The organism is Mucilaginibacter myungsuensis, assembly GCF_015222005.1.
Taxonomy (GTDB): domain Bacteria; phylum Bacteroidota; class Bacteroidia; order Sphingobacteriales; family Sphingobacteriaceae; genus Mucilaginibacter; species Mucilaginibacter myungsuensis.
Genome location: NZ_JADFFL010000009.1, coordinates 116,999 through 137,940, shown reverse-complemented (window position 1 = coordinate 137,940; position 20,942 = coordinate 116,999). Strand labels below are relative to the sequence as shown.

General features: G+C 46.5%; 17 protein-coding genes and 2 tRNA genes. 7 read left to right on the top strand and 12 right to left on the bottom strand.

Annotated features, from left to right (window positions below; genetic code table 11):
* Together IRJ16_RS19575 and IRJ16_RS19570 are read right to left on the bottom strand one after the other, a co-directional pair.
* Positions 1 to 2,775 (bottom strand): TonB-dependent receptor, encoded by a 2,775-nt coding sequence (locus tag IRJ16_RS19575; protein WP_194113335.1) that lies wholly within the window; start codon positions 2,773 to 2,775, stop codon positions 1 to 3.
* A gap of 7 nt (positions 2,776 to 2,782) precedes the next feature.
* Positions 2,783 to 3,451: a hypothetical protein gene (locus tag IRJ16_RS19570; RefSeq protein ID WP_194113334.1), complete on the bottom strand. Its 669-nt coding sequence runs from the start codon at positions 3,449 to 3,451 to the stop codon at positions 2,783 to 2,785.
* Between the two features lie 203 nt (positions 3,452 to 3,654).
* Here IRJ16_RS19570 and IRJ16_RS23070 point away from each other — a divergent pair, with 203 nt between their 5' ends.
* Positions 3,655 to 4,377 carry a PKD domain-containing protein gene (locus tag IRJ16_RS23070; protein ID WP_194113333.1) on the top strand — a complete coding sequence of 241 codons (723 nt, stop codon included), beginning with the start codon at positions 3,655 to 3,657 and terminating at the stop codon, positions 4,375 to 4,377.
* A 1-nt stretch (position 4,378) separates the two neighbouring features.
* Here IRJ16_RS23070 and IRJ16_RS19560 read toward each other — a convergent pair whose 3' ends face one another.
* From IRJ16_RS19560 to IRJ16_RS19550, 3 genes are read right to left on the bottom strand one after another with little or no spacing between them, the layout of a single operon-like run.
* Positions 4,379 to 4,720, bottom strand: coding sequence for a hypothetical protein (locus IRJ16_RS19560; RefSeq protein WP_194113332.1), 342 nt, complete (start codon positions 4,718 to 4,720; stop codon positions 4,379 to 4,381).
* Positions 4,717 to 5,265: an RNA polymerase sigma factor gene (locus tag IRJ16_RS19555; RefSeq protein ID WP_194113331.1), complete on the bottom strand. Its 549-nt coding sequence runs from the start codon at positions 5,263 to 5,265 to the stop codon at positions 4,717 to 4,719. The genes IRJ16_RS19560 and IRJ16_RS19555 overlap by 4 nt, the downstream gene beginning before the upstream one ends.
* Positions 5,266 to 5,269: 4 nt before the next feature.
* Positions 5,270 to 5,626 (bottom strand): DUF6249 domain-containing protein, encoded by a 357-nt coding sequence (locus IRJ16_RS19550; protein WP_194113330.1) that lies wholly within the window; start codon positions 5,624 to 5,626, stop codon positions 5,270 to 5,272.
* 458 nt (positions 5,627 to 6,084) lie between these two features.
* Here IRJ16_RS19550 and IRJ16_RS19545 point away from each other — a divergent pair.
* Together IRJ16_RS19545 and IRJ16_RS19540 are read left to right on the top strand one after the other, a co-directional pair.
* Positions 6,085 to 6,158 (top strand) — tRNA-Ile (locus IRJ16_RS19545).
* A gap of 192 nt (positions 6,159 to 6,350) precedes the next feature.
* A tRNA-Cys gene (locus tag IRJ16_RS19540) sits at positions 6,351 to 6,421 on the top strand.
* On the opposite strand, the gene IRJ16_RS19535 is transcribed toward IRJ16_RS19540, so the two are convergent.
* Complete coding sequence (locus IRJ16_RS19535) at positions 6,393 to 7,805, bottom strand: sensor histidine kinase (protein WP_194113329.1); 1,413 nt, start codon at positions 7,803 to 7,805, stop codon at positions 6,393 to 6,395. The two genes, IRJ16_RS19540 and IRJ16_RS19535, sit on opposite strands and share 29 nt — an antisense overlap.
* 118 nt (positions 7,806 to 7,923) lie before the next feature.
* On the opposite strand from IRJ16_RS19535, the gene IRJ16_RS19530 reads away from it, so the two are divergent.
* Both IRJ16_RS19530 and IRJ16_RS19525 read left to right on the top strand, forming a co-directional pair.
* Complete coding sequence (locus tag IRJ16_RS19530) at positions 7,924 to 8,643, top strand: PKD domain-containing protein (protein ID WP_194113328.1); 720 nt, start codon at positions 7,924 to 7,926, stop codon at positions 8,641 to 8,643.
* A 181-nt stretch (positions 8,644 to 8,824) separates the two neighbouring features.
* Positions 8,825 to 11,146 (top strand): T9SS type B sorting domain-containing protein, encoded by a 2,322-nt coding sequence (locus IRJ16_RS19525; protein WP_194113327.1) that lies wholly within the window; start codon positions 8,825 to 8,827, stop codon positions 11,144 to 11,146.
* Positions 11,147 to 11,216: 70 nt separating this feature from the next.
* Here IRJ16_RS19525 and IRJ16_RS19520 read toward each other — a convergent pair whose 3' ends face one another.
* From IRJ16_RS19520 to IRJ16_RS19500, 5 genes are all read right to left on the bottom strand, one after another.
* Positions 11,217 to 14,084 (bottom strand): M16 family metallopeptidase, encoded by a 2,868-nt coding sequence (locus tag IRJ16_RS19520; protein ID WP_194113326.1) that lies wholly within the window; start codon positions 14,082 to 14,084, stop codon positions 11,217 to 11,219.
* A 159-nt stretch (positions 14,085 to 14,243) separates the two neighbouring features.
* Positions 14,244 to 14,540, bottom strand: a complete 297-nt coding sequence (locus tag IRJ16_RS19515; RefSeq protein ID WP_194113325.1) for a hypothetical protein — start codon at positions 14,538 to 14,540, stop codon at positions 14,244 to 14,246.
* Positions 14,541 to 14,632: 92 nt separating this feature from the next.
* Positions 14,633 to 16,183, bottom strand: coding sequence for an Rne/Rng family ribonuclease (locus IRJ16_RS19510; protein WP_194113324.1), 1,551 nt, complete (start codon positions 16,181 to 16,183; stop codon positions 14,633 to 14,635).
* Between the two features lie 215 nt (positions 16,184 to 16,398).
* On the bottom strand, positions 16,399 to 17,256 hold the full coding sequence (locus tag IRJ16_RS19505) for a tetratricopeptide repeat protein (RefSeq protein ID WP_194113323.1): 858 nt from the start codon (positions 17,254 to 17,256) through the stop codon (positions 16,399 to 16,401).
* Positions 17,257 to 17,271: 15 nt separating this feature from the next.
* On the bottom strand, positions 17,272 to 17,571 hold the full coding sequence (locus IRJ16_RS19500) for an HU family DNA-binding protein (protein WP_194113322.1): 300 nt from the start codon (positions 17,569 to 17,571) through the stop codon (positions 17,272 to 17,274).
* Positions 17,572 to 17,727: 156 nt separating this feature from the next.
* Here IRJ16_RS19500 and mutY point away from each other — a divergent pair, with 156 nt between their 5' ends.
* Both mutY and IRJ16_RS19490 read left to right on the top strand, forming a co-directional pair.
* Positions 17,728 to 18,771 carry an A/G-specific adenine glycosylase gene (gene mutY, locus IRJ16_RS19495; RefSeq protein WP_194113321.1) on the top strand — a complete coding sequence of 348 codons (1,044 nt, stop codon included), beginning with the start codon at positions 17,728 to 17,730 and terminating at the stop codon, positions 18,769 to 18,771.
* Between the two features lie 39 nt (positions 18,772 to 18,810).
* Positions 18,811 to 19,230 carry a single-stranded DNA-binding protein gene (locus IRJ16_RS19490; RefSeq protein ID WP_228080336.1) on the top strand — a complete coding sequence of 140 codons (420 nt, stop codon included), beginning with the start codon at positions 18,811 to 18,813 and terminating at the stop codon, positions 19,228 to 19,230.
* Between the two features lie 93 nt (positions 19,231 to 19,323).
* Here IRJ16_RS19490 and IRJ16_RS19485 read toward each other — a convergent pair whose 3' ends face one another.
* A complete protein-coding gene (locus tag IRJ16_RS19485; protein ID WP_194113320.1) occupies positions 19,324 to 20,700 on the bottom strand; it encodes an alpha-L-fucosidase in 1,377 nt (458 codons plus the stop codon).
* Positions 20,701 to 20,942 lie beyond the last annotated feature (242 nt).

Genomic DNA, 20,942 nt, shown 5'->3' with positions numbered 1-20,942 from the left:
TCAAAACCTCACGTTATAGTTGATAAAAGGCAGCACCGTTGCAAATATGGACATCTGATATCCGTTCACCCTGCCGGCCTCTTGTACAAAAAATGTTGAATAAGGATTTGCCCTTCCGGTAGCATTGTATAATCCCGCCGTTACTGAACTATGGAACCGTTGGTTGATCTTGTGGTTACCATCGAACGTTACCGAAATGTCGGTACGGAAATAATCGGGGATGCGGACCGCGTTACGGTCGGTGTAAAACACCCTTTCGGATCCGGCATAATAATATTTAGCTACCGGCGCCGTGATGGGGCGGCCGGTACTATAGGTCATGTTAAGTGCTACGCTGTAACGGTGCGTAATATGATAGCTGCCGGTAAAATTAAAGGCGTGCGGTTTGTCAAAGTTAGCCGGATAGTATTCGCCGCGGTTCACCGGCGATGCTACCATTGGGTCATCCTGCCTTAAAAATGTGCGCGAGTAGGCATAGCTGGCCAACCCGGTCAGTGTGCCTGCCGTCTTCCTCACCAAAAATTCTACACCATAAGCTTTGCCCGTTGTGCTAATAATATCACGCTCTATGTTATGATTAAGGAACAGCGTTGCGCCATCTTTATAATCCAGATAATCACGCAGGCGTTTGTAATAAACCTCTACAGATGTTTCGACGGTGTTGGCCTTAAGATTTCGGTACAACCCCAATGACACCTGATCGCCATACTGAGGCTTAATATTGGCATCGCTCAACTGGTAAACGTCGGTAGGCGATATCGCTGTAGTATTTGTCAGCAGGTGAATATACTGGCGCATGGTGTTGTAACCCGCTTTAATGGATGTATTGTCGCCCAGGGTATAACGGCCGGATAAACGCACCTCGGGGCCACCATAGGTCTTAATAAATTTTCCACCATCATAAACGGTAGTTCCGGTAAACGTGGCCTCACTTTTTGGTAAGCCCGGAATATAATTATTTACGATCGCCGGCCCCATAGATCCAAAGCCCGAAAAGCGCAGTCCGGCGCTAAGCGACAGTTTATCCGTTACATCAAATTTATCGCCGAGGTAAACCGCCGCTTCTAAGCCTTTTTGTTGGGGGACAGCGTCGGGGATGATGAGCGACCCGGAAGTACTTGGGCTGCGGCTACCAGGGGCCAGATCATATAGTATAGCCGATGTTCCGAATGTGACGGTGTGTTTGGTATTTACGTAATAAGTAAAGTCGGTCTTAAAGTTGCTTTGATCAATGCTCATTTTGATCCTTTGCGCCGTCACCACGTTATCTTTATCAGCTATACTGTAGTTGTAATGGTCCATCCCGCCCGATACCACACCATAAAATTTGTTGTTAAAATTGTGCTTCCATTTAATAGCTACATTGCGGTTCCCATAGGCGTAGTCAGAACTATCGTTCAAACTAAATCCATCCTTGCTTAGGTAGCTATAGATGTAAAGGTCATTCTTGTCGTTAAATTTATGGCTGATATCCAGGTTAAGGTCATGAAATGATGCCGAGCTTTTGTTATAGAGCTTAGGCAACGATTTGATAAGCCAGTCCGAATACGTTACCCGCCCGCCAAAAATAAAAGAGGTTTTTTCGCTGCTGCCGATAGGCCCTTCAACACTTGCCCGGCTGGTGAGCAAACCTATGCCGGCCGTACCGGTAAATTTCTTTTTATTGCCCTCGCGATCGGCAACATCCAGTACAGATGACAGCCTGCCCCCAAATTTTTCGGGGATGGTGCTTTTATACAACTCTACATCTTTTACCACATCGGGGTTAAAGGCCGAAAAGAAACCAAAAAAGTGGGCCGGGTTATATACAGTAGCTCCGTTAAGTAAGATCAAATTTTGATCGACAGCGCCGCCCCGTACGTTAAAACCAGTGGTAGATTCGCCTACCGTTTGTACGCCGGGCAACAATGTTACCGCGCGTAATACGTCGGTCTCGCCAAATACCGTCGGTATCTCTTTCATGGTTTTGATATTCATTTTTATCGCACCCATTTGCGTAGAACGCACATTGGCCACCTTTTCTGCCGATATCTCTACCTCTCTCAGTTTTTCTATCCGCTCGGACATTTCGATGTTAAGCTTACCATCGGCATATAATATGAACTGTCGGCGGGTATCATTGCTGCCAATAGCTTTAATAAGTATGGTATGCTGTCCCTTAGGCAGTGTTAGCGAATAATACCCGAACCGATCGGTGGCTGCACTGGTCTTGGTATCTACCACGTAGATAGACGCACCGATAATGGGCTCGCCATTTTTTGCTTCCTTAATGTAACCGGCTATGGTAGCATTGCCCTTGCCAATAGTATTGGTGCGAGTACCTACAACATAGGTCTTATTCTCGATAACAGCCACGGGAACAACCTCGTTACCGGTAGCGAATTTACGCGTACCCGTAGCTGCTGCCGCTTTGCGGGCAATATAGTCGGCGGGGACAGGCTCAAAAATACCGGGGACAAGTGTGGTTTGCAGCGCGGTTCCCTTGGTCAAAAACACATCAGTACCCGCTATGGCGAATTGATAGGGTGTATTAGCAAAAATTTGCTCCAACACAGCCGCGAACGACTGCCGCTCTATACGTAACGTCACCTTCAAGCTATCAAAAACAGGTTTATCATAATAAAAATGATAATTGGTCTTGCTTTCAAGGTCGGTAACTATGGCCTCTATACCGGCCGATGTGTAATTTACGCTAACAGGTGTACTGTTGCCCGTTTGGGCCGATACCGCCGATGAAATTAACAAACCGAAAAACAGTAGTAGAAATATTCTCATATCAGGTTCAGTTTGTTAAGGTATCGTAATAGCTTGCCAGTTTGGCCATATCGGCCTCGGCAAAGTCAGACCGGATGGTCTTCAGGTGTTTTTTTAATTCATCCTCGTGATCGCCCAGGGTGCTGATCAGATCTACACGACCACTTACCGAAAGATACTTGCCGCCCTTTTTCAAGTAATAGCTTACTTTGTACTCGTAACGGTCATCAGGGCCTTTTTGCACATCCATAATGTGCAGGATCTTGCTGCGCTTGGCCAATAACTGCACTTTGCCGTTGTGCAGCACATCATAAAAGCCCACAGCCGGAGTGGTCGTATTGGCCGGGTCGGCCTCTATGCGGATAAAATGTCGGCCTTGCAGCTTAAACTCGCTCAGCTTTTGGCTGTGCAGGCTCATTAGCGATTCGTCATCGTTCCAGGTGGTAATAACAAGGTCGCGCTCTATATCCAGCATCAACGGGATGTTGTTATATGCATAACCATAGTAAACCACGCTGCCCGGGCTGAGAACCTTGGCGTCATCCAAACAAGGGTTGGTCTTTAACTCGGGGCGCAGGAAAAAATAGCCGGGACCATTATACAGCAGAGACTGATCGCCTACGGACTGTTGGAAGATAGTAATGGCTTTATTATTAAGAGCAGGCGATACGATGCTATTACCCGTTTGTGCAGACACGTGGAGCACAAAACCTAACAGCGACAGGGGTATAGTTAATAGTGTTTTGATAGTTCAGGTAGTTAGTAATGCCTAAGTTACAAAAAAACGCGAAAAAATGTTACAACAGGCAAATTAAAAATTAATAAGATCGTTATATATTTTTATTGCTGAATTAAGATATCATCTTATTGTTTAACTTTAGATCAACCAATTTTAATTTTATGAGAACGGGATCCGTTAAAATATCATTAGCTGCTTTAATGACAGGAATGGTAATGGTCTTTTGGGGCTGCACCAAAAAAGATGTTGCGCCAAAGGTGGGGGCCGATTTTACTTACATTGTAACAGATCCTATCCCGCCGTCGCGGGTTGAGTTCTCTAATCATGCCACTAATGCTACATCTTATAAATGGGATTTTGGCGATAATTCCTCATCTACCGAGAAAAACCCCCAGCATGTTTATACTAAGGCCGGCACTTACGTAGTAACCTTAAATGCTACCGGACCTGACGGGACAGGGCAAGAAAAATATCAGCTTACCGTAGGTGCAAAAGCCATGCTGATCAGAAATATTTCGTTAGATCAGGTGGCCAATGCGCCGGATATTGCCACTTTTTTTGCCGTAGTTAAATATGACGGCGGGGGCTACACGCTGCCAGGTTACGAACATTCTGAAGCGGACCGAGGAAAGAGGCCATTTGCGGTGTGGGGTGGCGAAAGGTTTTACGGCGTACCGGTGCAGGATACGTTAGAGATGAATTTGTTTTATCGATTGCCCGGAAGGCCTAATCCGGTACCTGTAGGCTTTGATAATGCAGGCGTCTATAAGATGGTGCCTGCCCAACTTACCACAGGTAATAACGCGCACCCTACCGATATTACACTGCAGAATGGCAGCGGGCAACAAGGCAATAGTGTAAGGCTAACAGTTAGCTGGCAATAACCTATTTTGCCTGACCCAGGCGCCGTTTAAGTTCGGGCCAGCGGTAATGCAGCAAGGCTAAAATGCCCACCAGCACTACTGGGACGAATAGCGGTGTATCGCCCGATGACGAGGTTCGCCATTGGTAGGCATAGCCCCAGGCCGTAGCCACTATGCCCAGGCAGCACCCAATGGTAAAGCACAGCGTTGACATTTTAATGTCTTTGTGCGCTTGTTTGCTCACCTCGGCCTGCTGAACAATGCGCTGCATCATTCGGTCCTCAAAATCGCTGAAGGGCATTTCTACCACTTTGCTTTTTAGCAGGTGGCTTGTTAGATCATTTGTTGGTTGTTGCGGCTTCATACTTTTAGGCTTCTATTCAATAATTGGTTAAGTACGCCTTGCAGGTTTTTGCGGGCGCGGTGCATGGTGGTCTTTACATCGGCGGTGGTCCAGCCGGTTATTTCGCCAACCGACTTTACACTTTCTTCTTCCAGATAGAACAAACGCAGCGCAAGGGCCTCTTTTGATGATAATTGTTTTAAGGCCTCGTTCACCAAATGTTGTTGCTCTTCTTGCTGCATGGTAAGGATAGCGCTTTCATCTAATAGTTCCTCCTCATATTCGGGTATCAGGTCTACAATGTCGCGCTTTTGCTTCTTGTGCATCATCAGGGCCTCGTTGGTCACTATCCGGTAGAACCAGGTGCTGAATTTAGCCTGCTGGTGAAATTTGTCCAGATTGCGGAAGGCCTTTAAAAAAGCGTTCTGCACTACCTCCTCGGCCGTAAACTCGTCCTTCACCACCGCTAATGCAATGGTGAAGGCCATGTGTTTATATTCCTTTAAAAAATACCTGAATGCCTCGCTGTCCCCATCAAGCACTTTGCGTATATATAGGGCATCCATGCAGTTAATCTTCTTTTTTAGATCCGTAACGCTGATCCAAAAACAACGCGCCGCCTACGCCGAATGCAAACACGGTAAGCGTACCCGGATCTGAATTAACGCTTCTCACTTCCATCTCATCCAAGATCCAGAACAATACCGACCCGACAGCAAATCCCAGGATCACTACAGCGATCTTACGTAAAGCGAACGGCCAGCGGTTGCTGCTTTTAAGATCGTTCGGATTCATGCCTTTCTCTATCATCAGCATCGTTTCGCGATGGCGGGCACGGTGCGAAAAGAACCAGGCTAAAAAGAAGAAAAGTATAATGGCGAACGTTAGTCCGATGACGAAGAATTTGCCAATGTTGTTGTCACTCATGTGTGTAAGGTATTAAAATGATAAATAATTTTGCGATAGCTCCATTGCCGATCGCTTACACCCATATGATTATCGCGAAAGAAAATAGGTTACAAATCCCGAATATTTATTTGCAGGACATGAAATGGGAGTAATGCGAAAGCAGCGGATAAGGTGATAAAAGAAGGTTGAAAAATTATTTAAACAAAAATAAAGAAAAATTTCTTGATTTACAAAATAATGTTTGTATAATTGCAGCATGAAAACAACAACGATACAAAGCTGTACACCGCAACCGAAACATCGGAGGGGATAGCTATGTATTGATAGAACGATATCGAAATATATAAAAGTCCTCTTAGATGCCTCTAAGGGGACTTTTTGTTTTCGGGCATTTAGCGTAGTATATCAATTGGCCAGATCACCAATTTGGAATACATGGGGCTCGGTCGGGTCCGGGTTACGCTACTGTTTTTTAAGGAAGTATAGCTCAATTGGTGAGAGCAGCACCCTTATACGGTGTCGGTTAAAGGTTCAAGTCCTTTTATTTCCACGTAATAATTTTCCTGTGGTGCAATGGCAGCACGCCCGGTTTTGGTCCGGCAGATCCTGGTTCGACCCCGGGCAGGAAAACAAAGAAATAACGATACCACTGCAAGCATCATAAACGCTTGCCACGACACCCGCCCCAAGGCTTTGGGGTAAGGGGATGTTGTGTAATTCGGTAAAGATTATTCTTTAATATGGTCGGTTGCCCGAGTGGTTAGGGAGCGGTCTGCAAAACCGCCTACACCGGTTCGATCCCGGTACCGACCTCTAAATTTTCGCGGTCGCGGACAAATTCGGTCCGCGGCCTTGCGGCAGCGGGCATTGGTATAAAAACAAAAAAGCTGGCACCATGGCCAAAAACGCTTTCGTAACCTATCCTGCCGCCTTGTCGTTCAATATACTCCTTGCATAATGTCAGGCCAAGGCCAACGCCTTTCTCGTGGTTGGTGCCATAAGTAGGCTCGGTAGTGATGCGGAACAGCTTTTCCTGCTGGCCGGGCTGTATGCCCATACCGTTATCTGCTACAATGATCTTGCATTCGTCGCCCACCTGTTCGGCGCTAACGGTTATCGAACCATCCTTTGGCGTAAACTTAATAGCATTACTTACCAGGTTGCGTACAACCAGCTGCAACATGTCAATATCGGCGTGCACGTTAATATCAGGGCTAATGTTGTAAGTAAGGGTGATGCCTTTCTTTTGTGCCAGCGTTTGTTGCATGCCCAGCGTTGTCTGCATGATCTTTAGTAACCCAATGTCGGTAAGATGGATGGTCGGCTGCTCCATCTGGGTTTTGGTCCAATACAGCATGTTGGATAACATTTGCATGGTATTATTATTGGCCAGCAGTAATTCCTTCTCTAACGCGGGCCGCTCTTCGGGCCGTATCACATCCGCGTTAAGCAATTCCAGGTAACCTTGTATGTTGATGAGCGGCGCCCGCATATCGTGCGATATGATAGACATCAGCTTATTCTTTTCGGCATTGCTTTGCTCCAGCAATTCCTTTTGGTGTAAAATTTCCTGATTGCGCGACTCAACCAAACGCTTCTCCTTATCGTAACTACGCTTGATGTACTTAATAATGATATAGATCGTTATGATGGGTAGCGGGAAGGCGGTAGTACGATCGATCAATTGCCCAAGGCCGATGTTGAACGGATGTTTCACTAATTGAGGATAATGGTACTCGATCAGGTGCAACGTCACAAAGGTGACCAGGCAAGCTATGAGCCAGGTCAAATGCTGGCGATAGGGGGATATAGCAAAAAGCAACAGCAGGTACGATGCCCACATCAAGTCGGTAGAACCATGTATGCCAGAGTTGGCAAAGTAGTTGACGCATAACAATATTAAGCCCATAGTTGCGAACAAAATGGTGCTGTGCTTTTTCCCTTTAAACCGGGAATAATAATACTGGAACGAAAAAACAGTGCTTAGCGTTAGTGTAGACAAGGCTGCTATGTACAGGCCGGCCGATAGATTGTAGGGTACGTAAAAACCCGTTAACAAGACCAGGCATATACTGATAGAGTGAAAGATCCGGCTCTCTAATTCAAAGTCGGACCGGTCGCCGATCAGCTGCCGCCAAAAAGTTCGGAGGCTGTGAACGGCTGAACGATCAAAGCCAGGTGGATAGATAGATGCCATAAGGGTGGCTTAACAAATGCGTATGCCAAGGTAGATCTTTTATTTTAAAGTTAATGATCTTAAATTATTGGAGTAAGATCAGATCATTTATATTTAAACACGATAAGAGTTAAGCATAATGAGGAAAATTTTTAAACCGGTATTTTTTGTTGTGCTATGTGCCTTTGCTATGATGCTTTTTGGATGCTCCAAAAAGTCGACCAACGCAGGCCCAGCGCCGGTGGCCGATTTTGAATATAAAATACTCACCTCATCCCTACCTTCGGAGGTTGACTTTACCAATGCCTCGCGCAATGCCGACTCGTATGTTTGGGATTTTGGCGATAACACTTCATCCAGGGTGGCTAACCCTAAACATAGCTTTGCTAAAGCAGGCTTATACAGCGTAAAGCTTACCGCTAACGGCTTGGGTGGTGCTGCCAATGTTGAAAAACAGATCCTTATAGGGCCAACTAAAATGACCATCACATCGCTATCTATAGATTCGGCTGTTGAGGTGGCTAACCCAATGTACTTTTTTGCATCGGTCACTTCTGAACAGAACAGCATCATTCTGGGCGATTATTATTTGCCGCCATCTGCCACAAAATATTACCCCAAGGCAGCCTGGAGTTATAAGCAAACCATCGCTTTGCATAGCGATATGACCATTAAGCTGTTTTACAAGCTGCCGGGCGATAGTAAAAGCTACCCGGCGGGTGCTAACGGAACTAATACTTTTACATTTAAACCGGTAGAGCTGACCGAGAAAAACACCAACTACCCGGCACGGGCATCTTTGATCAATGGTTCGGGCGCTACGCAAAATAAGATATCGATGTGGCTTACCTGGGAGTAGCGATAGCGCTTATCGTATCTCCGGCCAGGCAATAATGTCGCTTCGCGAACAACCTCCTGCCTGTTTTTTGCGTACTGGCTTTAGTACCGGTACACTGCCGGCACGCTGATATTACCGCATTAACATATTTGGCGCCAAGCGTAACAACCAAATGGTTTTTGTAATATAGCAGAAACCTTGTATGACGAAGCTTTTACTGATCATAAGCCTGCTCTTACTGATCACCAATGCCCGGGCGCAAAACCAGACCGTTACCGACGGTGGCACAACGCGACCTGTAGACCTTGGTGCGGGCGAGTGCGTGTACAAGTGGACCAACTCTAACCCCTCTATTGGTTTAGCTGCCGGTGGTAACGGCAATATCCCTGCTTTTAAGGCTATTAATAAAAGCACCGCCGACATTACAGCAACTATTACCGTTACGCCTGTGCGCCGGGCCAGAGCTTACATCTTTGGTACAGATATGAACCTGTCTATCATTGACCCTGTCGCGGCCAAACTTATTAAGAGCTTTGGTATGCCTTATGGCGATTATGGTTTGGCTATCAGTAACGATGGAAATTATTTGTACGTAACCACCTCATCTACGAATGACGCTGCTATGTTCGCCACGGATGGTACGCTGCTGATCAACGATCCTATAAAATTCGGTAACGGCGCTTCGCCACGTGGCATAGCCATCAATAGCGTCGATAGCCGCGTTTACATAGCCACTAAAAACCCCATTAACAACACCGGTATCCTTAGGGTTGTTGATGCCAAAACTTTCAAGCCGATCAAGCAAGTAGATATCGAGGCTGATCCTTATGCTGTATTGATCAGCCCCGATGATAACCGGATCTACGTAGCGCAGCGTGGCGCAAACAAAGTGGCTGTAATTGATGCTGCTACCAATACTTTGATAGATAACATTCTTGTTGGCCAGGGCCCAGCACTGATGGCGATAACCCGCGATGGCCGCTGGCTGTACGTTGGGAATACTGATGGTACTTCTGTTTCCAGAGTGAACACTGCCACAGGCGCTGTCGATGATATCACGGTAGGCCGCGCCCCATCGGGCATGGCGTTCGCACCCGGCGATAGGTTCCTTTATATGGTAAATAATGCCGAAGTATCGGTGTCGGTACTGGATGTACAGACAGGCAACATTGTTAAGGTGATCGATCTGCCGGGCGGTAAGGGGCCGGTAAATATCGCGGTAACACCCGACGGGACCAAAGCGTATGTAGTGAATATCAATGGCCAGATCAGCATTATCAATACCGCTACGCACACGTTAGATAAGCCCATATTCGTGTCTCAGAACGCGTTCTCGTTCGGTAACTTCATGTCTGAAGGGATAACCTGTCCGCCGCAAACATTTACCATTACGGTGCAGCCTAATTTGCCGCCACAGGTGAGTGTTAACGGCGATCTGTCGTCACTAAATACTACCTATGGGAGTGCTTCGGCATCGGCGGTAGCCAATGTTAACGGCGCGTATTTGAAAGGTGCTTTAGTGTTCACCGCTCCCAATGGTGCGGAATTAAGTTTAGATAACATCAGCTTTAGCAGTACTATTACCCTAACTCCCGGTGGCGATCATAAGGCTACCAATGTGCCCATGTATGTCCGCCTTACTAAAAACATCCCCGCAGGTTATTTCTCAGCCGATATTATCATTACCGGTGGGGGAGGCTTGAACTCAAAAGCACCGATCAAAGGTGTAGTGAAAAAGGCGGCTTTGGGCCTTGTGGCGCATCCCATTACCAAAAAGTATGGCCAAACGCTGACTGACGGCCCGGGCTTTAAAGGTTTCACTGCCTCCGGCTTACAAAATACCGACGCTATTGCCAGCGTGACCGTTACTTACGGCCCGGCAGGGCCACCGGCGGCCACAGCCAAAAATTATGTCAGCGCTGTAAAGGTCAGCACCCCGGTCGGGCCTAACTTCGATCCGGACAACTACACCATCGTAACATCTGCCGCCGCCGATGCTATGGTGGAGAAAGTGGATCTGGAGATAAAAGCTAATAATATATCGCGCGCCATAGGCAAGCCCAACCCGCCGTTAACGATCAGTTACACCGGGTTTGTAAATAACGAGACGTCTGCCCAGCTGCTCACCCTGCCGATAATAAGCACTACGGCCACGGGAACGTCGGCGGCGGGGAAATATCCGATTAGTATATCTGGCGCTACGTCTGATAATTATCGCATCACCCACACAGCGGGCGTTTTTACGATCTACAGCGGTGCGCAAAGCATCGTTATCCCCAACGCCTTTACCCCTAACGGAGATAACATTAACGACCGGTGGAATATCGCCGACCTGCAATATTACCCATCCTGCCGGGTTCACGTTTTCGACAGGCGGGGAAGTCTGTTATATTATTCGGCTGGATATGGCTTGCCTTGGGATGGTACCAGCAATGGTTCGCCATTGCCATCGGGTACTTATTACTATCTGATCGAGTTTAGCGCGACAGAACGGTCAAGCGGCGCCGTAACTATTGTGCGATGACGCGTCGATCACCAACAAAAATGGCGCGTCCGTAAACCGAACGCGCCTTATACATCAAACTTGTTGACTATTACTTTTTCTTTTCAGGATACAGGATCAGCCTGATCAGGTTGTTGCCGCTCAGGTATTTGTTAGCGGCTTCTTTGGTGCTTTGCGGGGTCACCTTGTCAAGTGTGCTTGCGTAATTTAATATTTTAGTTGGGTCATCATTGTGTTGCGTTGCTCGCACCAAATGTGCCGCCCAAAATGAGTTTTCCTTTAACTGTACCTCAACGTCGCGTTTATCTTCGGCTTTAAACTTATCGATGTCGTTCAGTTCGGCCCCGTTTTGCTTGATCTTGTTGATCTCGTCCAAAGTCGCTGCTATTAGTTTATCCACGTTGGCAGGTGCGCAAGTAAAATAAACGGTAATGCTGTAACGGCTTTCAGGCAGCTTTGAAAATCCTGCCTGCACTCCCGGTGAATAAACGCCTCCTTCTTTTTCACGCAGACGTTCGATCAGCTTAATGTTCAATATTTCCTCTAAAGCATTAACCTGTAAGTGATTCGCGGAGTTAAATTCATAGTCGCCGCTGAAAACCAGTTGCACAGTACTCTTGTCACCAATACCCTTGTAAACCGACTTGGTCAGCTGACCGGCCGGGGCGTGGATGCCCAGGTTTTTAAAGGTCTCGTTGCTTTTGGTTGATGGCAGACCACCCAGGTATTTCTCTAACAATGGTTTTATTTGCTCAACATCAAAGGCACCCACAAAAGTGAAGGTGAAGCCGCTTGCGTCGGCAAAGCGAGCTTTATAAAACTCGTAAGCTTTATCAAGGTTAGCAGTAGCCAGTTTCTCTAAAGTAAGCGGCATGCGGCGATAGTGGTGGTTACCCAACACGGCCGATGTGGTATCAGAATAAACACTGTTAGGATCCAGGCTGCGGTTAGGTAACAAGGCTTTGGTCTGTGATATCTGCGAAGCAAAAATATCCGGATCTTTGCGTGGCTGCGTAAAGTACAGGTAGATGAGCTGGAAAGCGGTCTCCAGATCTTTAGGTGAGCTGCTGCCTGATATGCCCTGGGTGGTCTCGCTGATGTATGGCGATACACCTACGTTCTTACCGCTCAGTTTTTTGCCTAATTGTATCTCGCTCATATCGGCCACACCGCTGCTGCCGATGATGCCTGAAGAAATATTGGCCGATACATAATCAGCATCGGAAGCCAATGATGTGCCACCAAAAGCGAAGGCGTTGATCAGGATCTCGTCGTTCTTAAAGTCGGTCGGTTTAAGGTTTACTTTTACGCCGTTGGACAAAGTTAAGCTGGTGGTACCGATGGTTGCGTTTTTGGTCTCGCTGATGATCTTGCTGCCGGCAGGTTCTTTCTCTAATAATGGCTTGCTGCTTACATTATCTACATAAGCGGTCAATCCCTTGCCTGATGCATTTACCCAACTAAGGAGGGTTTGCTCGGTAGGTAGTTTGGCTTTTTCTTTTTCGGGCGCACGGAGGATCACCACGCGGTTTTTATCGCTGATGAATTTACCGGCCATGGCATTGATCTCGGCCAGTTTGATCACATCCATGCGGGTCTTATAAAAATTATATTCAAAGTCGATACCCGGGATACCTTCCTCGTTCAGGAAGTTGCGCTGGTATTCGCCCACAAAATTGGCCGACTTGGTCTTGTCTTTTTCTTTCCACGAGTTCTCCATCGAAGTAATAGCGTTCTGCTTGGCCCGGTCAAGTTCAGACTCGGTAAAGCCGAATTTTTGCGCGCGTTGCACCTCGTCTAAAGCAGCCTTAATAGCACTCTGCAATTTCTCGGGTGATTTGGCATACACCGTAGTAGTGAACGCATCCTGATTAGCTAAAAAGCCACCATAACCGGCTTGCGCGAACAAGAACGGAGGCTCGGGCTTTTGCATCAGCTCGCCTAAACGAGCGCTCAGCATTTGATTGAACAAGCCTACCCGCATGCTGCGCAGATAGTCGGTCTCGGTGCGCAGGTGGGTCTCGGGGTGTTTCACATAGATCTCGGCCACGGTATAAGGGAATTCCTTATCGGTCACGATCTTTACCGAGGTGCCCGGCAAGGCCGGTAGGGTATAAGTTGCCCGTGGTTTAGGGTTGGCCGGATTTTTCAGTCCCGAAAATTTTTGTTTGATCAGTTGCTCAACACGTTTCGGGTCAAAATCGCCTACAGCAATTACAGCCTGCAGGTTGGGGCGATACCAATCCTTGTAAAACGCCTTAATGGTTTCCGGCTTAAATGTTTTTAATATCTGCTCTTTACCGATAGGCAGACGGTTAGCGTAACGCGAGTTATTCAGTAACACCGGGAAGATCTGTTGCTGCATGCGTTCGGCAGCGTTCTTACCGCGTAAGCGTTGCTCCTCCAGGATCACACCGCGTTCGGCGTTTATCTCCTTGGTATCAAAGCTGACCATGCCGGCCCAGTTGGCCAAAATATCAAAACCTTTCTCAAATAGTTTTACGCTATCGGTAGGCAGGGGGAGTTGGTACACCGTCTCATCAAAAGAAGTATAAGCATTCAGGTCGGCCCCGAACTTTACACCCGACTTTTGCAGGTAGCTCACCATCTCATTTTTAGGGAAATCCCTGGTGCCGTTAAAGGCCATGTGCTCGGTAAAGTGGGCCAGACCTTGCTGGGCGTCGGTCTCTAAAATAGAGCCCGCTTTATTGACCAGGTAAAGTTCGGCACGATCTTTCGGCTGAACATTTTTGCGGATATAGTAGGTCAAGCCGTTAGGCAGTTTGCCAATGATCACATTCGGGTCTATCGGCAACACATCGCCACGGAGCTGATCGACCATGCTCGGCCCACGGTCCGACGGTGATGGCACCGGCCTGCGCGGAGTTTGCGCTATAACATTACCCGCCGCCAGCAACAAGGCCAGGGCAAGGACAGAGAAATTCCTGTTAAATTTCATGGATGCTTTGTTTGATAAGTACTTTACTAAGATGCAAAACTGTACGGGAAGTTACAACGGAAAGGGGTTGAGAATATTTTTTGTGTGCGTGGGAATAGGAATTCGAGTGGCTAAACGACAATTCGGTCGGTCTTCAGAAAATGCCGTTATATGCAACTATCACATTAGCCATTTTTTATAACGCTCTTCAAAGTCCTTCATCGAATAGACGTCGTTGTTTCTGATGTCCTCATTAGCTTCACGGATGCCCTGTTTCATGTTTTCGGGTATAACGAAGACGGCAGTATCGTTCAAATAATTTCTATATCGCTCTTTAAACTCATCCTCGGTCAAGAACTCGCCATTTTTAACATCCTCTTGCCCTTGAAGGATGTCTTTAAGATGATCTGGTGGTATCTCGAAATGTTGATCCTGCGGATCGTTTTCCGGAATGCTTTCGTTTTGGGGTGTAGGCATATTATAAAGCTACCAACAAATCCATATAAAAACAAAACGAGCGATAAGGCTAACCTCATCGCTCGTTCTAAATTCTTTACTATTGTTCCGGACTATAACTTTATCTCTTCATCTTTCGACGAGAAGAAGCGGAACTCGGTGATCTGGTACGCCGGGTTGGACTTCACTTTTATCCACTGGCCGTACTTAAAGTACCATTTCATTTGGCGTGTTACCAGGCCCTTTTTAAGGTAAGCCTCAATATAAGGGTGAACGCAAAGGGTAATGTTCTTTTCGTTCTGCTCTACCAATATAAAGTTGAAATTGTTCTCTATATCGTCCATCAGCAAAATAGTTGGCCTGATAGTACCGGTGCCGTTACAGGTTGGGCAAACCTCGCTGGTAACAATGTTCATTTCCGGCCGCACACGCTGGCGTGTGATCTGCACTAACCCAAACTTGCTTGGAGGCAAGATGGTGTGCTTGGCCCTGTCGTGAGACATCTCAGCCTTAAGGTAGTCGAACAGGTCTTTACGGTTGGTAGGTTTGTGCATATCGATAAAATCGATCACTACTATACCACCCATATCGCGCAGGCGCAACTGCCTTACAATTTCTTTAGCCGCTTCCTTATTTACAAGGAAAGCGTTCTCTTCCTGGTTCTCTTTGTTTGCTGTGCGGTTACCGCTGTTCACGTCCACAACGTGCAACGCTTCTGTGTGCTCTATAACCAGGTAAGCACCACCCGCAAGGTTCACTGTTTTACCAAATGCACCTTTAATTTGTTTCTCTATCCCGTAGTGCTCAAAAATGGGGTCCTTGTGCTTATGTAAACGCACAATGCTCTCCATCTCGGGCGATATTTCCTTTACGTACGATTTGATCTCTTCATAAATAGAAGGATCGTTAACGTACACGTGCTGAAAATCGGGATTTAAAAGATCGCGCAGCAACGTGCTGGTACGGTCTATCTCCCCTAATACCTTTTTACCCGGTTCCGTTGCCGGCATGCGGGTAATAAATGTTTCCCATTTGGATATCAGGTCGAGCAGGTCCTTCTGCATCTCGTCAACACCCTTACCTTCAGATACGGTACGGATGATCACGCCAAAATGCTTGGGCTTTATGCTCTCAATAACCTTACGTAGCCTGTTCCGCTCCGTATTGCTCTTTATTTTTTTGGATATGGATATCGCTTCGCTAAAAGGCACCAAAACCACGTAACGCCCGGCTATCGAAATATCCGAGCTTAAGCGAGGCCCTTTTGTTGAAATGGGTTCTTTTGCGATCTGTACCGGCACCAGCTGGCCTTTGGTCAATACATCAGATATCTTACCTGATTTATTGATGTCGGCTTCCAGTTTAAAGTTGTCCAGTAACTTGGCCGTGTACCCGCCGCTTTTAACTTGTTTAGTAAGTTTAAGCAAACTTTGTACCTGCGGACCAAGGTCCAGATAATGCAAAAAAGCGTCCTTCTCGTACCCTACATCAACGAACGCAGCATTTAGCCCGGGCATGATCTTTTTGATCCGGCCCAGATAAAGGTCACCAACTGTATAGTTGTTGCTAACGTGTTCTTTGTGTAGTTCTACAAGCTGTTTATCCTGTAATAAGGCAATAGTAGCGCCGTTGGGCGATGAATCGATAATTAATTCTTTTATCAACTGCTACTCCATTTCTTACGCCCGGCAGGCGCCGGGCACTTAAGGTAAACAATAAAACTAACCCCCTAAAAGCAGGAGAAATAAGCTATTTAAAATAGCTTATTTCTTTTTGTGCCTGTTCTTTCTTAAACGTTTTTTACGTTTGTGGGTGGCCATTTTATGTCTCTTACGTTTTTTACCGCTTGGCATAGTTTTAAATTTTTTTAAGTGTTCAATTAATTTTTTAATTCTTTTATAAAGCCGTCAATGCGTTCAACAAAATCTGGTCTGTTGCGCATCAGTTCTTTACATTTCTCGTAAGCCGCAATGGCTTCTTTCTTTTGTCCTAATTGCTTGTGGGCCTCGGCCAGGTAAAAGTAGGGCTCAAGCGCAGACGGGTCCTGCTCGATCACTTTATTGAACCTTGGCAATGCCTTATCGAACTGACCCGACTTTAAACTGAACATACCCAGGTTAAAGTTGGCTACACGATTGTTAGGGTCCTCTTTTACAACGCCCAACAGTAAACTGATACCATCCATTGGATTGGCTGAGCCACCGTTAACATAAGCTACACCTAAACCGGCCTTAGCATCCAGGTTAGATGGTTGTAGTTTAGTTGCCGCTTGCAAAGCTTCAACCGCGTTCAATACCATGGCGCCTTGTATGCTCGAATCCTGGGTAGCGCGGTAAGCCTCGTTAAAACGGGTACCGGCTTTTAACCAGTTGTCAAAGCGGTTACCCTCGCGGGCAAGCGCCATGTAATAAAAAGCGGCCGGCGCAGGCTGAGCTACGTCATCCCACTGCTTGGCCAGTTCTTGCTGCAATTTGGTTTTTTCGGTACCTGTGGCAGCTTTAAGCTGGCCTTCCAGGTCCACTATCTTAGCAGACAGGTCTGCACCGATAGCTGTTTTTGCCGCTGCCGATATCATCTCTACACTGACATTGGCCGCTGCCTCTGCAGGTTTAGCGCCTGCAACCATCCCGTTGCTTTTTTCTTCTTTAGGTTTTACTAAACCTTTAACGGGCTGTAAAAACAAATAGCCCACAATAACAGCTATCACTGCAATAAGGGCTATCTGTGTTTTTTTCATCGCTGTAATTGTAAATTATTTAACAGCTTTGGTTTTGTTACCGGTACGAACTTTCTCAACAAAAGTCTTAGCTGGTTTAAAGCTTGGTACAAAGTGCTCGGGGATAATGATGGCAGTATTTTTAGAAATGTTACGAGCGGTTTTCATAGCACGTTTTTTAACTACAAAGCTACCGAAGCCTCTTACATAAACATTCTCGCCACCAACCATAGATGTTTTAACCACCTTGAAGAACGCCTCAACGGTTTCCTGCACGTCCACTTTCTCAATGCCTGTCTTAGACGAGATCTCAGCTATTATTTCTGCCTTGGTCATATCCTATCTTTCTTGATTTTTTATGTAAATACTTAACTTATTTGGGGTTGCAAAAGTATCGCTTTAAATGGAAAGAGAGAAATAAAAGATCATTTTTTTCAACGGGGCTTATAAAACGTTACAAAGTAGCTACATTGTGCCCTCATTTCGGTTTACATGGATCTTTCTGCGCAGCTTATTAAATGGTACCAGGCCAATAAACGCGACCTGCCCTGGCGCCACACCACCGACCCCTACGTGATCTGGCTTTCCGAGATCATTTTGCAGCAGACCCGCGTGGAGCAGGGCTTACCGTACTTCAACCGCTTCCTGGAAAAGTACCCCACCGTATCCCATTTTGCTGCCGCTACCGAAGATGAAGTGCTTAACCTATGGCAGGGCTTAGGCTATTACTCGCGCGGGCGTAACATGCTTTACACTGCACGTTTGGTGCAGGAACTATATCGGGGCCAGTTCCCGTCATCTTATGATCAGCTGATCAGTCTGAAGGGCATTGGCGAGTATACGGCAGCGGCCATATCTTCCTTTTCGGCTAATGAGGCTAAAGCGGTTGTAGATGGCAACGTTTACCGCGTGCTGGCGCGCTATTATGGTATTGACGAACCCATCAACAGCACCGGTGGTAAAAAGACGTTTCAATCGCTTGCAGATGGTCTGTTAGATAAAAATAGGCCCGCCTTGCATAACCAGGCTATGATGGAGTTTGGCGCGATGCTGTGCAAGCCTAAAAACCCTGCTTGCGGCATTTGCCCCGTACATTTGGATTGCTACGCGTTCAAAAATAACGCTACTATTGCGCTCCCTGTCAAACTAAAAACGGTTAAGATCCGTAAACGTTATTTTAACTATCTATTAATAATGCGCGGCGATGAGATACTGATGCACAAACGTGGCGCGGGAGATATATGGACCAACATGTATCAACTACCCTTGATAGAGACCGCCGGGCCTACCGAGCTACATAACTTAATGGAGTTGCCACAAATGCAACAGTTTATGGCCGATAATGTCTCCTTAAGCCCTGTATCACAGGTTTATAAGCATGTGCTCACCCATCAGCACCTGTATGTTAGTTTTACTAAAGTGGATGGAAAAACAGGCGGATATGGCGAGGGCTACTTTTTCACAGAAGTAAAAAATTTAAAAAATTTAGCGTTGCCTCAAATCATTTTTCTATTTTTAACTAAATTTTTAAATTAAAAACTAATAAACCATCTAAAACAACCCTATTTCTAAACTATGTCTGGAATTAATAAAGTTATCCTTGTAGGTCACCTGGGTAAGGATCCCGAGATCCGCCACCTGGAAGGAGGGGTAGCTGTAGCCAGTTTTCCGCTGGCAACTTCAGAGACCTTTAATAAAGACGGCCGCAAGGTAGAACAGACCGAGTGGCACAACATTGTGATGTGGCGCGGCCTGGCGGACGTAGCCGCTAAATTTTTACAAAAAGGCAAGCTGGTGTATATTGAAGGTAAGATCCGTACCCGTTCTTTCGAGGACCGGGAGGGTACTAAAAAGTATACTACCGAGATCGTAGCCGAAAACTTTACCATGCTTGGCCGCAAAAGCGATTTTGAGGACAACAACCACGCAAAGCCATCTAAAGATGGTGCCGTTGCCGATTTTGGCCCGGCGGCCGACAACGACCTCCCTTTCTGAATAACCTTTTTAATTTAGACATAGCCGATACAAACAGAAGCCCGGTCATCTTGCGATGCCGGGCTTTCTGTTAACCTCAAAACTATTTATAAATTATCGCTTCTCATTATAAACACCAAATTCAGCGATAGAGGGTGCTCTTTCATAGCTCGCTATCTTAATGCGAACTTTTGTACCGGTGACCCGGCTAAAACGGTGGACCTTCACTTTACCTTCGGTAACGCCACTGAATAACTGCCTCCAGGTGCCACCCGCAAAATACTCCAGCTTGTAGCCTTGTATATTAGCGCGTTGCTCGGTAATAGCAATGGCGTTAAATAGGGTAGGCTTTTTAAAGTCAACCTCTAACCAAGGTTCTTTCACCTCGGGATTTGATTGCCACGAAGTGCGGAAGCTGTCATCATTAGCAAAGTCCATTATATTCATATCATCGCCCCAACTTGAGTTGGCCGCTTTGTTTTTGGCCAGGTTGGTAGATATGATCGGCGCGCCGGTCTCAGGCAGTTTCTTTACCGGGCCTTCGTTCTTCCATAGTTTGCCTATTTCGGTCAGGGCGGTCAGGGCGTTCTCGTCCATCAAGCCGTCGCGGTTAGGGGCCACGTTAAGGATGTAGTTACAGCTGGCGTTATTTAGTGGCACCAAGGTCTCACTTACGGTTTTGGCAGGATCTTTAACAGCGGTGGTAGGGAAATCAGTTTTCCAGAACCATGAATTCTGCAGTGGCAGGCAAGCCAAGGCCGGCATCTTGTTGGTTTCCTTAGATATCCGCTGACCGGCACCCATCTCGTAAGTTTTAATATCGGTGTAGAACAAACCTTCGGCAGGATATTTAGCACCGTTCAGGTCCATCAGCAAGCAATCAGGCTGTAGTTTTTTCACCAGCAGGTATATCTCCTCAAAAGGAATCTCGTCATACGTAATGCGCGACCATGGTGCATCCCAACCGTCAATGATCAGTGCTTCGATCTTGCCGTATTTTGTGAGCAACTCGGTGATCTGGGCTTTAACCATCTCCACATGTTTAGGCGTGATCTGGTTAGGGCGAAGTTTGTGGTGAGTATCCAGGATAGAATAATACAGCATCACCTTTAAACCATTTTTACGGAAAGCATCGCAGTACTCCTTAACCACATCGCGCTTAAGCGGGCTGCTCATTACGCTGTAATCGGTAGTTTTGGTATCCCAGATACAGAAACCGCTGTGGTGCTTAGTAGTTAAACAACCATAACTCATATTAGCCGACTTAGCCGCTTTAGCCCATTGGTCGGCATTCAATTTGGTGGGATTAAATACCGAGGGCGACAATTCCGGATCCGGCCAATCAGCATTAGCGTAAGTTGGGATGCCAAAATGTATGAACATCCCAAAACGCAGGTCGACAAATTTTTGCTGTAGGTTGGCCAAATTCTGGGCCATCGAAAGCACAGGCAGGCATAATAATAACAATAGGGTAATGTATATCCTTTTCATTTAAGCAGGGTAGACTGAAAATTTGATCTTCGAAATAAATGGTTTTTACTCCCTGCAAATAACGCAAGATCCGCTGCTGTTTAATATTGGCAATTGGTATGTTATTCAGCAATGTTGGCATCGATACGATGGATAAACCTTCTGTGGAGATAATATCCGATATAGGTCTACTCATGCTATTCATCTGCAAGATGTAACTAATGTTAAGTTTTACAGGGAGGTGGTCTTATGGTTGCTGAAAA

What these genes read in the sequence shown, in the direction of transcription:
- IRJ16_RS19505 (WP_194113323.1), bottom strand. Translation starts at nt 17,256, where the DNA reads ATGAAAAAAACACAGATAGCCCTTATTGCAGTGATAGCTGTTATTGTG.
- IRJ16_RS19550 (WP_194113330.1), bottom strand. Translation starts at nt 5,626, where the DNA reads ATGAGTGACAACAACATTGGCAAATTCTTCGTCATCGGACTAACGTTC.
- IRJ16_RS19535 (WP_194113329.1), bottom strand. Translation starts at nt 7,805, where the DNA reads ATGGCATCTATCTATCCACCTGGCTTTGATCGTTCAGCCGTTCACAGC.
- IRJ16_RS19485 (WP_194113320.1), bottom strand. Translation starts at nt 20,700, where the DNA reads ATGAAAAGGATATACATTACCCTATTGTTATTATTATGCCTGCCTGTG.
- IRJ16_RS19575 (WP_194113335.1), bottom strand. Translation starts at nt 2,775, where the DNA reads ATGAGAATATTTCTACTACTGTTTTTCGGTTTGTTAATTTCATCGGCG.
- IRJ16_RS19525 (WP_194113327.1), top strand. Translation starts at nt 8,825, where the DNA reads ATGACGAAGCTTTTACTGATCATAAGCCTGCTCTTACTGATCACCAAT.
- IRJ16_RS19515 (WP_194113325.1), bottom strand. Translation starts at nt 14,540, where the DNA reads ATGCCTACACCCCAAAACGAAAGCATTCCGGAAAACGATCCGCAGGAT.
- IRJ16_RS19560 (WP_194113332.1), bottom strand. Translation starts at nt 4,720, where the DNA reads ATGAAGCCGCAACAACCAACAAATGATCTAACAAGCCACCTGCTAAAA.
- IRJ16_RS19530 (WP_194113328.1), top strand. Translation starts at nt 7,924, where the DNA reads ATGAGGAAAATTTTTAAACCGGTATTTTTTGTTGTGCTATGTGCCTTT.
- mutY (WP_194113321.1), top strand. Translation starts at nt 17,728, where the DNA reads ATGGATCTTTCTGCGCAGCTTATTAAATGGTACCAGGCCAATAAACGC.
- IRJ16_RS19500 (WP_194113322.1), bottom strand. Translation starts at nt 17,571, where the DNA reads ATGACCAAGGCAGAAATAATAGCTGAGATCTCGTCTAAGACAGGCATT.
- IRJ16_RS19490 (WP_228080336.1), top strand. Translation starts at nt 18,811, where the DNA reads ATGTCTGGAATTAATAAAGTTATCCTTGTAGGTCACCTGGGTAAGGAT.
- IRJ16_RS23070 (WP_194113333.1), top strand. Translation starts at nt 3,655, where the DNA reads ATGAGAACGGGATCCGTTAAAATATCATTAGCTGCTTTAATGACAGGA.
- IRJ16_RS19555 (WP_194113331.1), bottom strand. Translation starts at nt 5,265, where the DNA reads ATGGATGCCCTATATATACGCAAAGTGCTTGATGGGGACAGCGAGGCA.
- IRJ16_RS19520 (WP_194113326.1), bottom strand. Translation starts at nt 14,084, where the DNA reads ATGAAATTTAACAGGAATTTCTCTGTCCTTGCCCTGGCCTTGTTGCTG.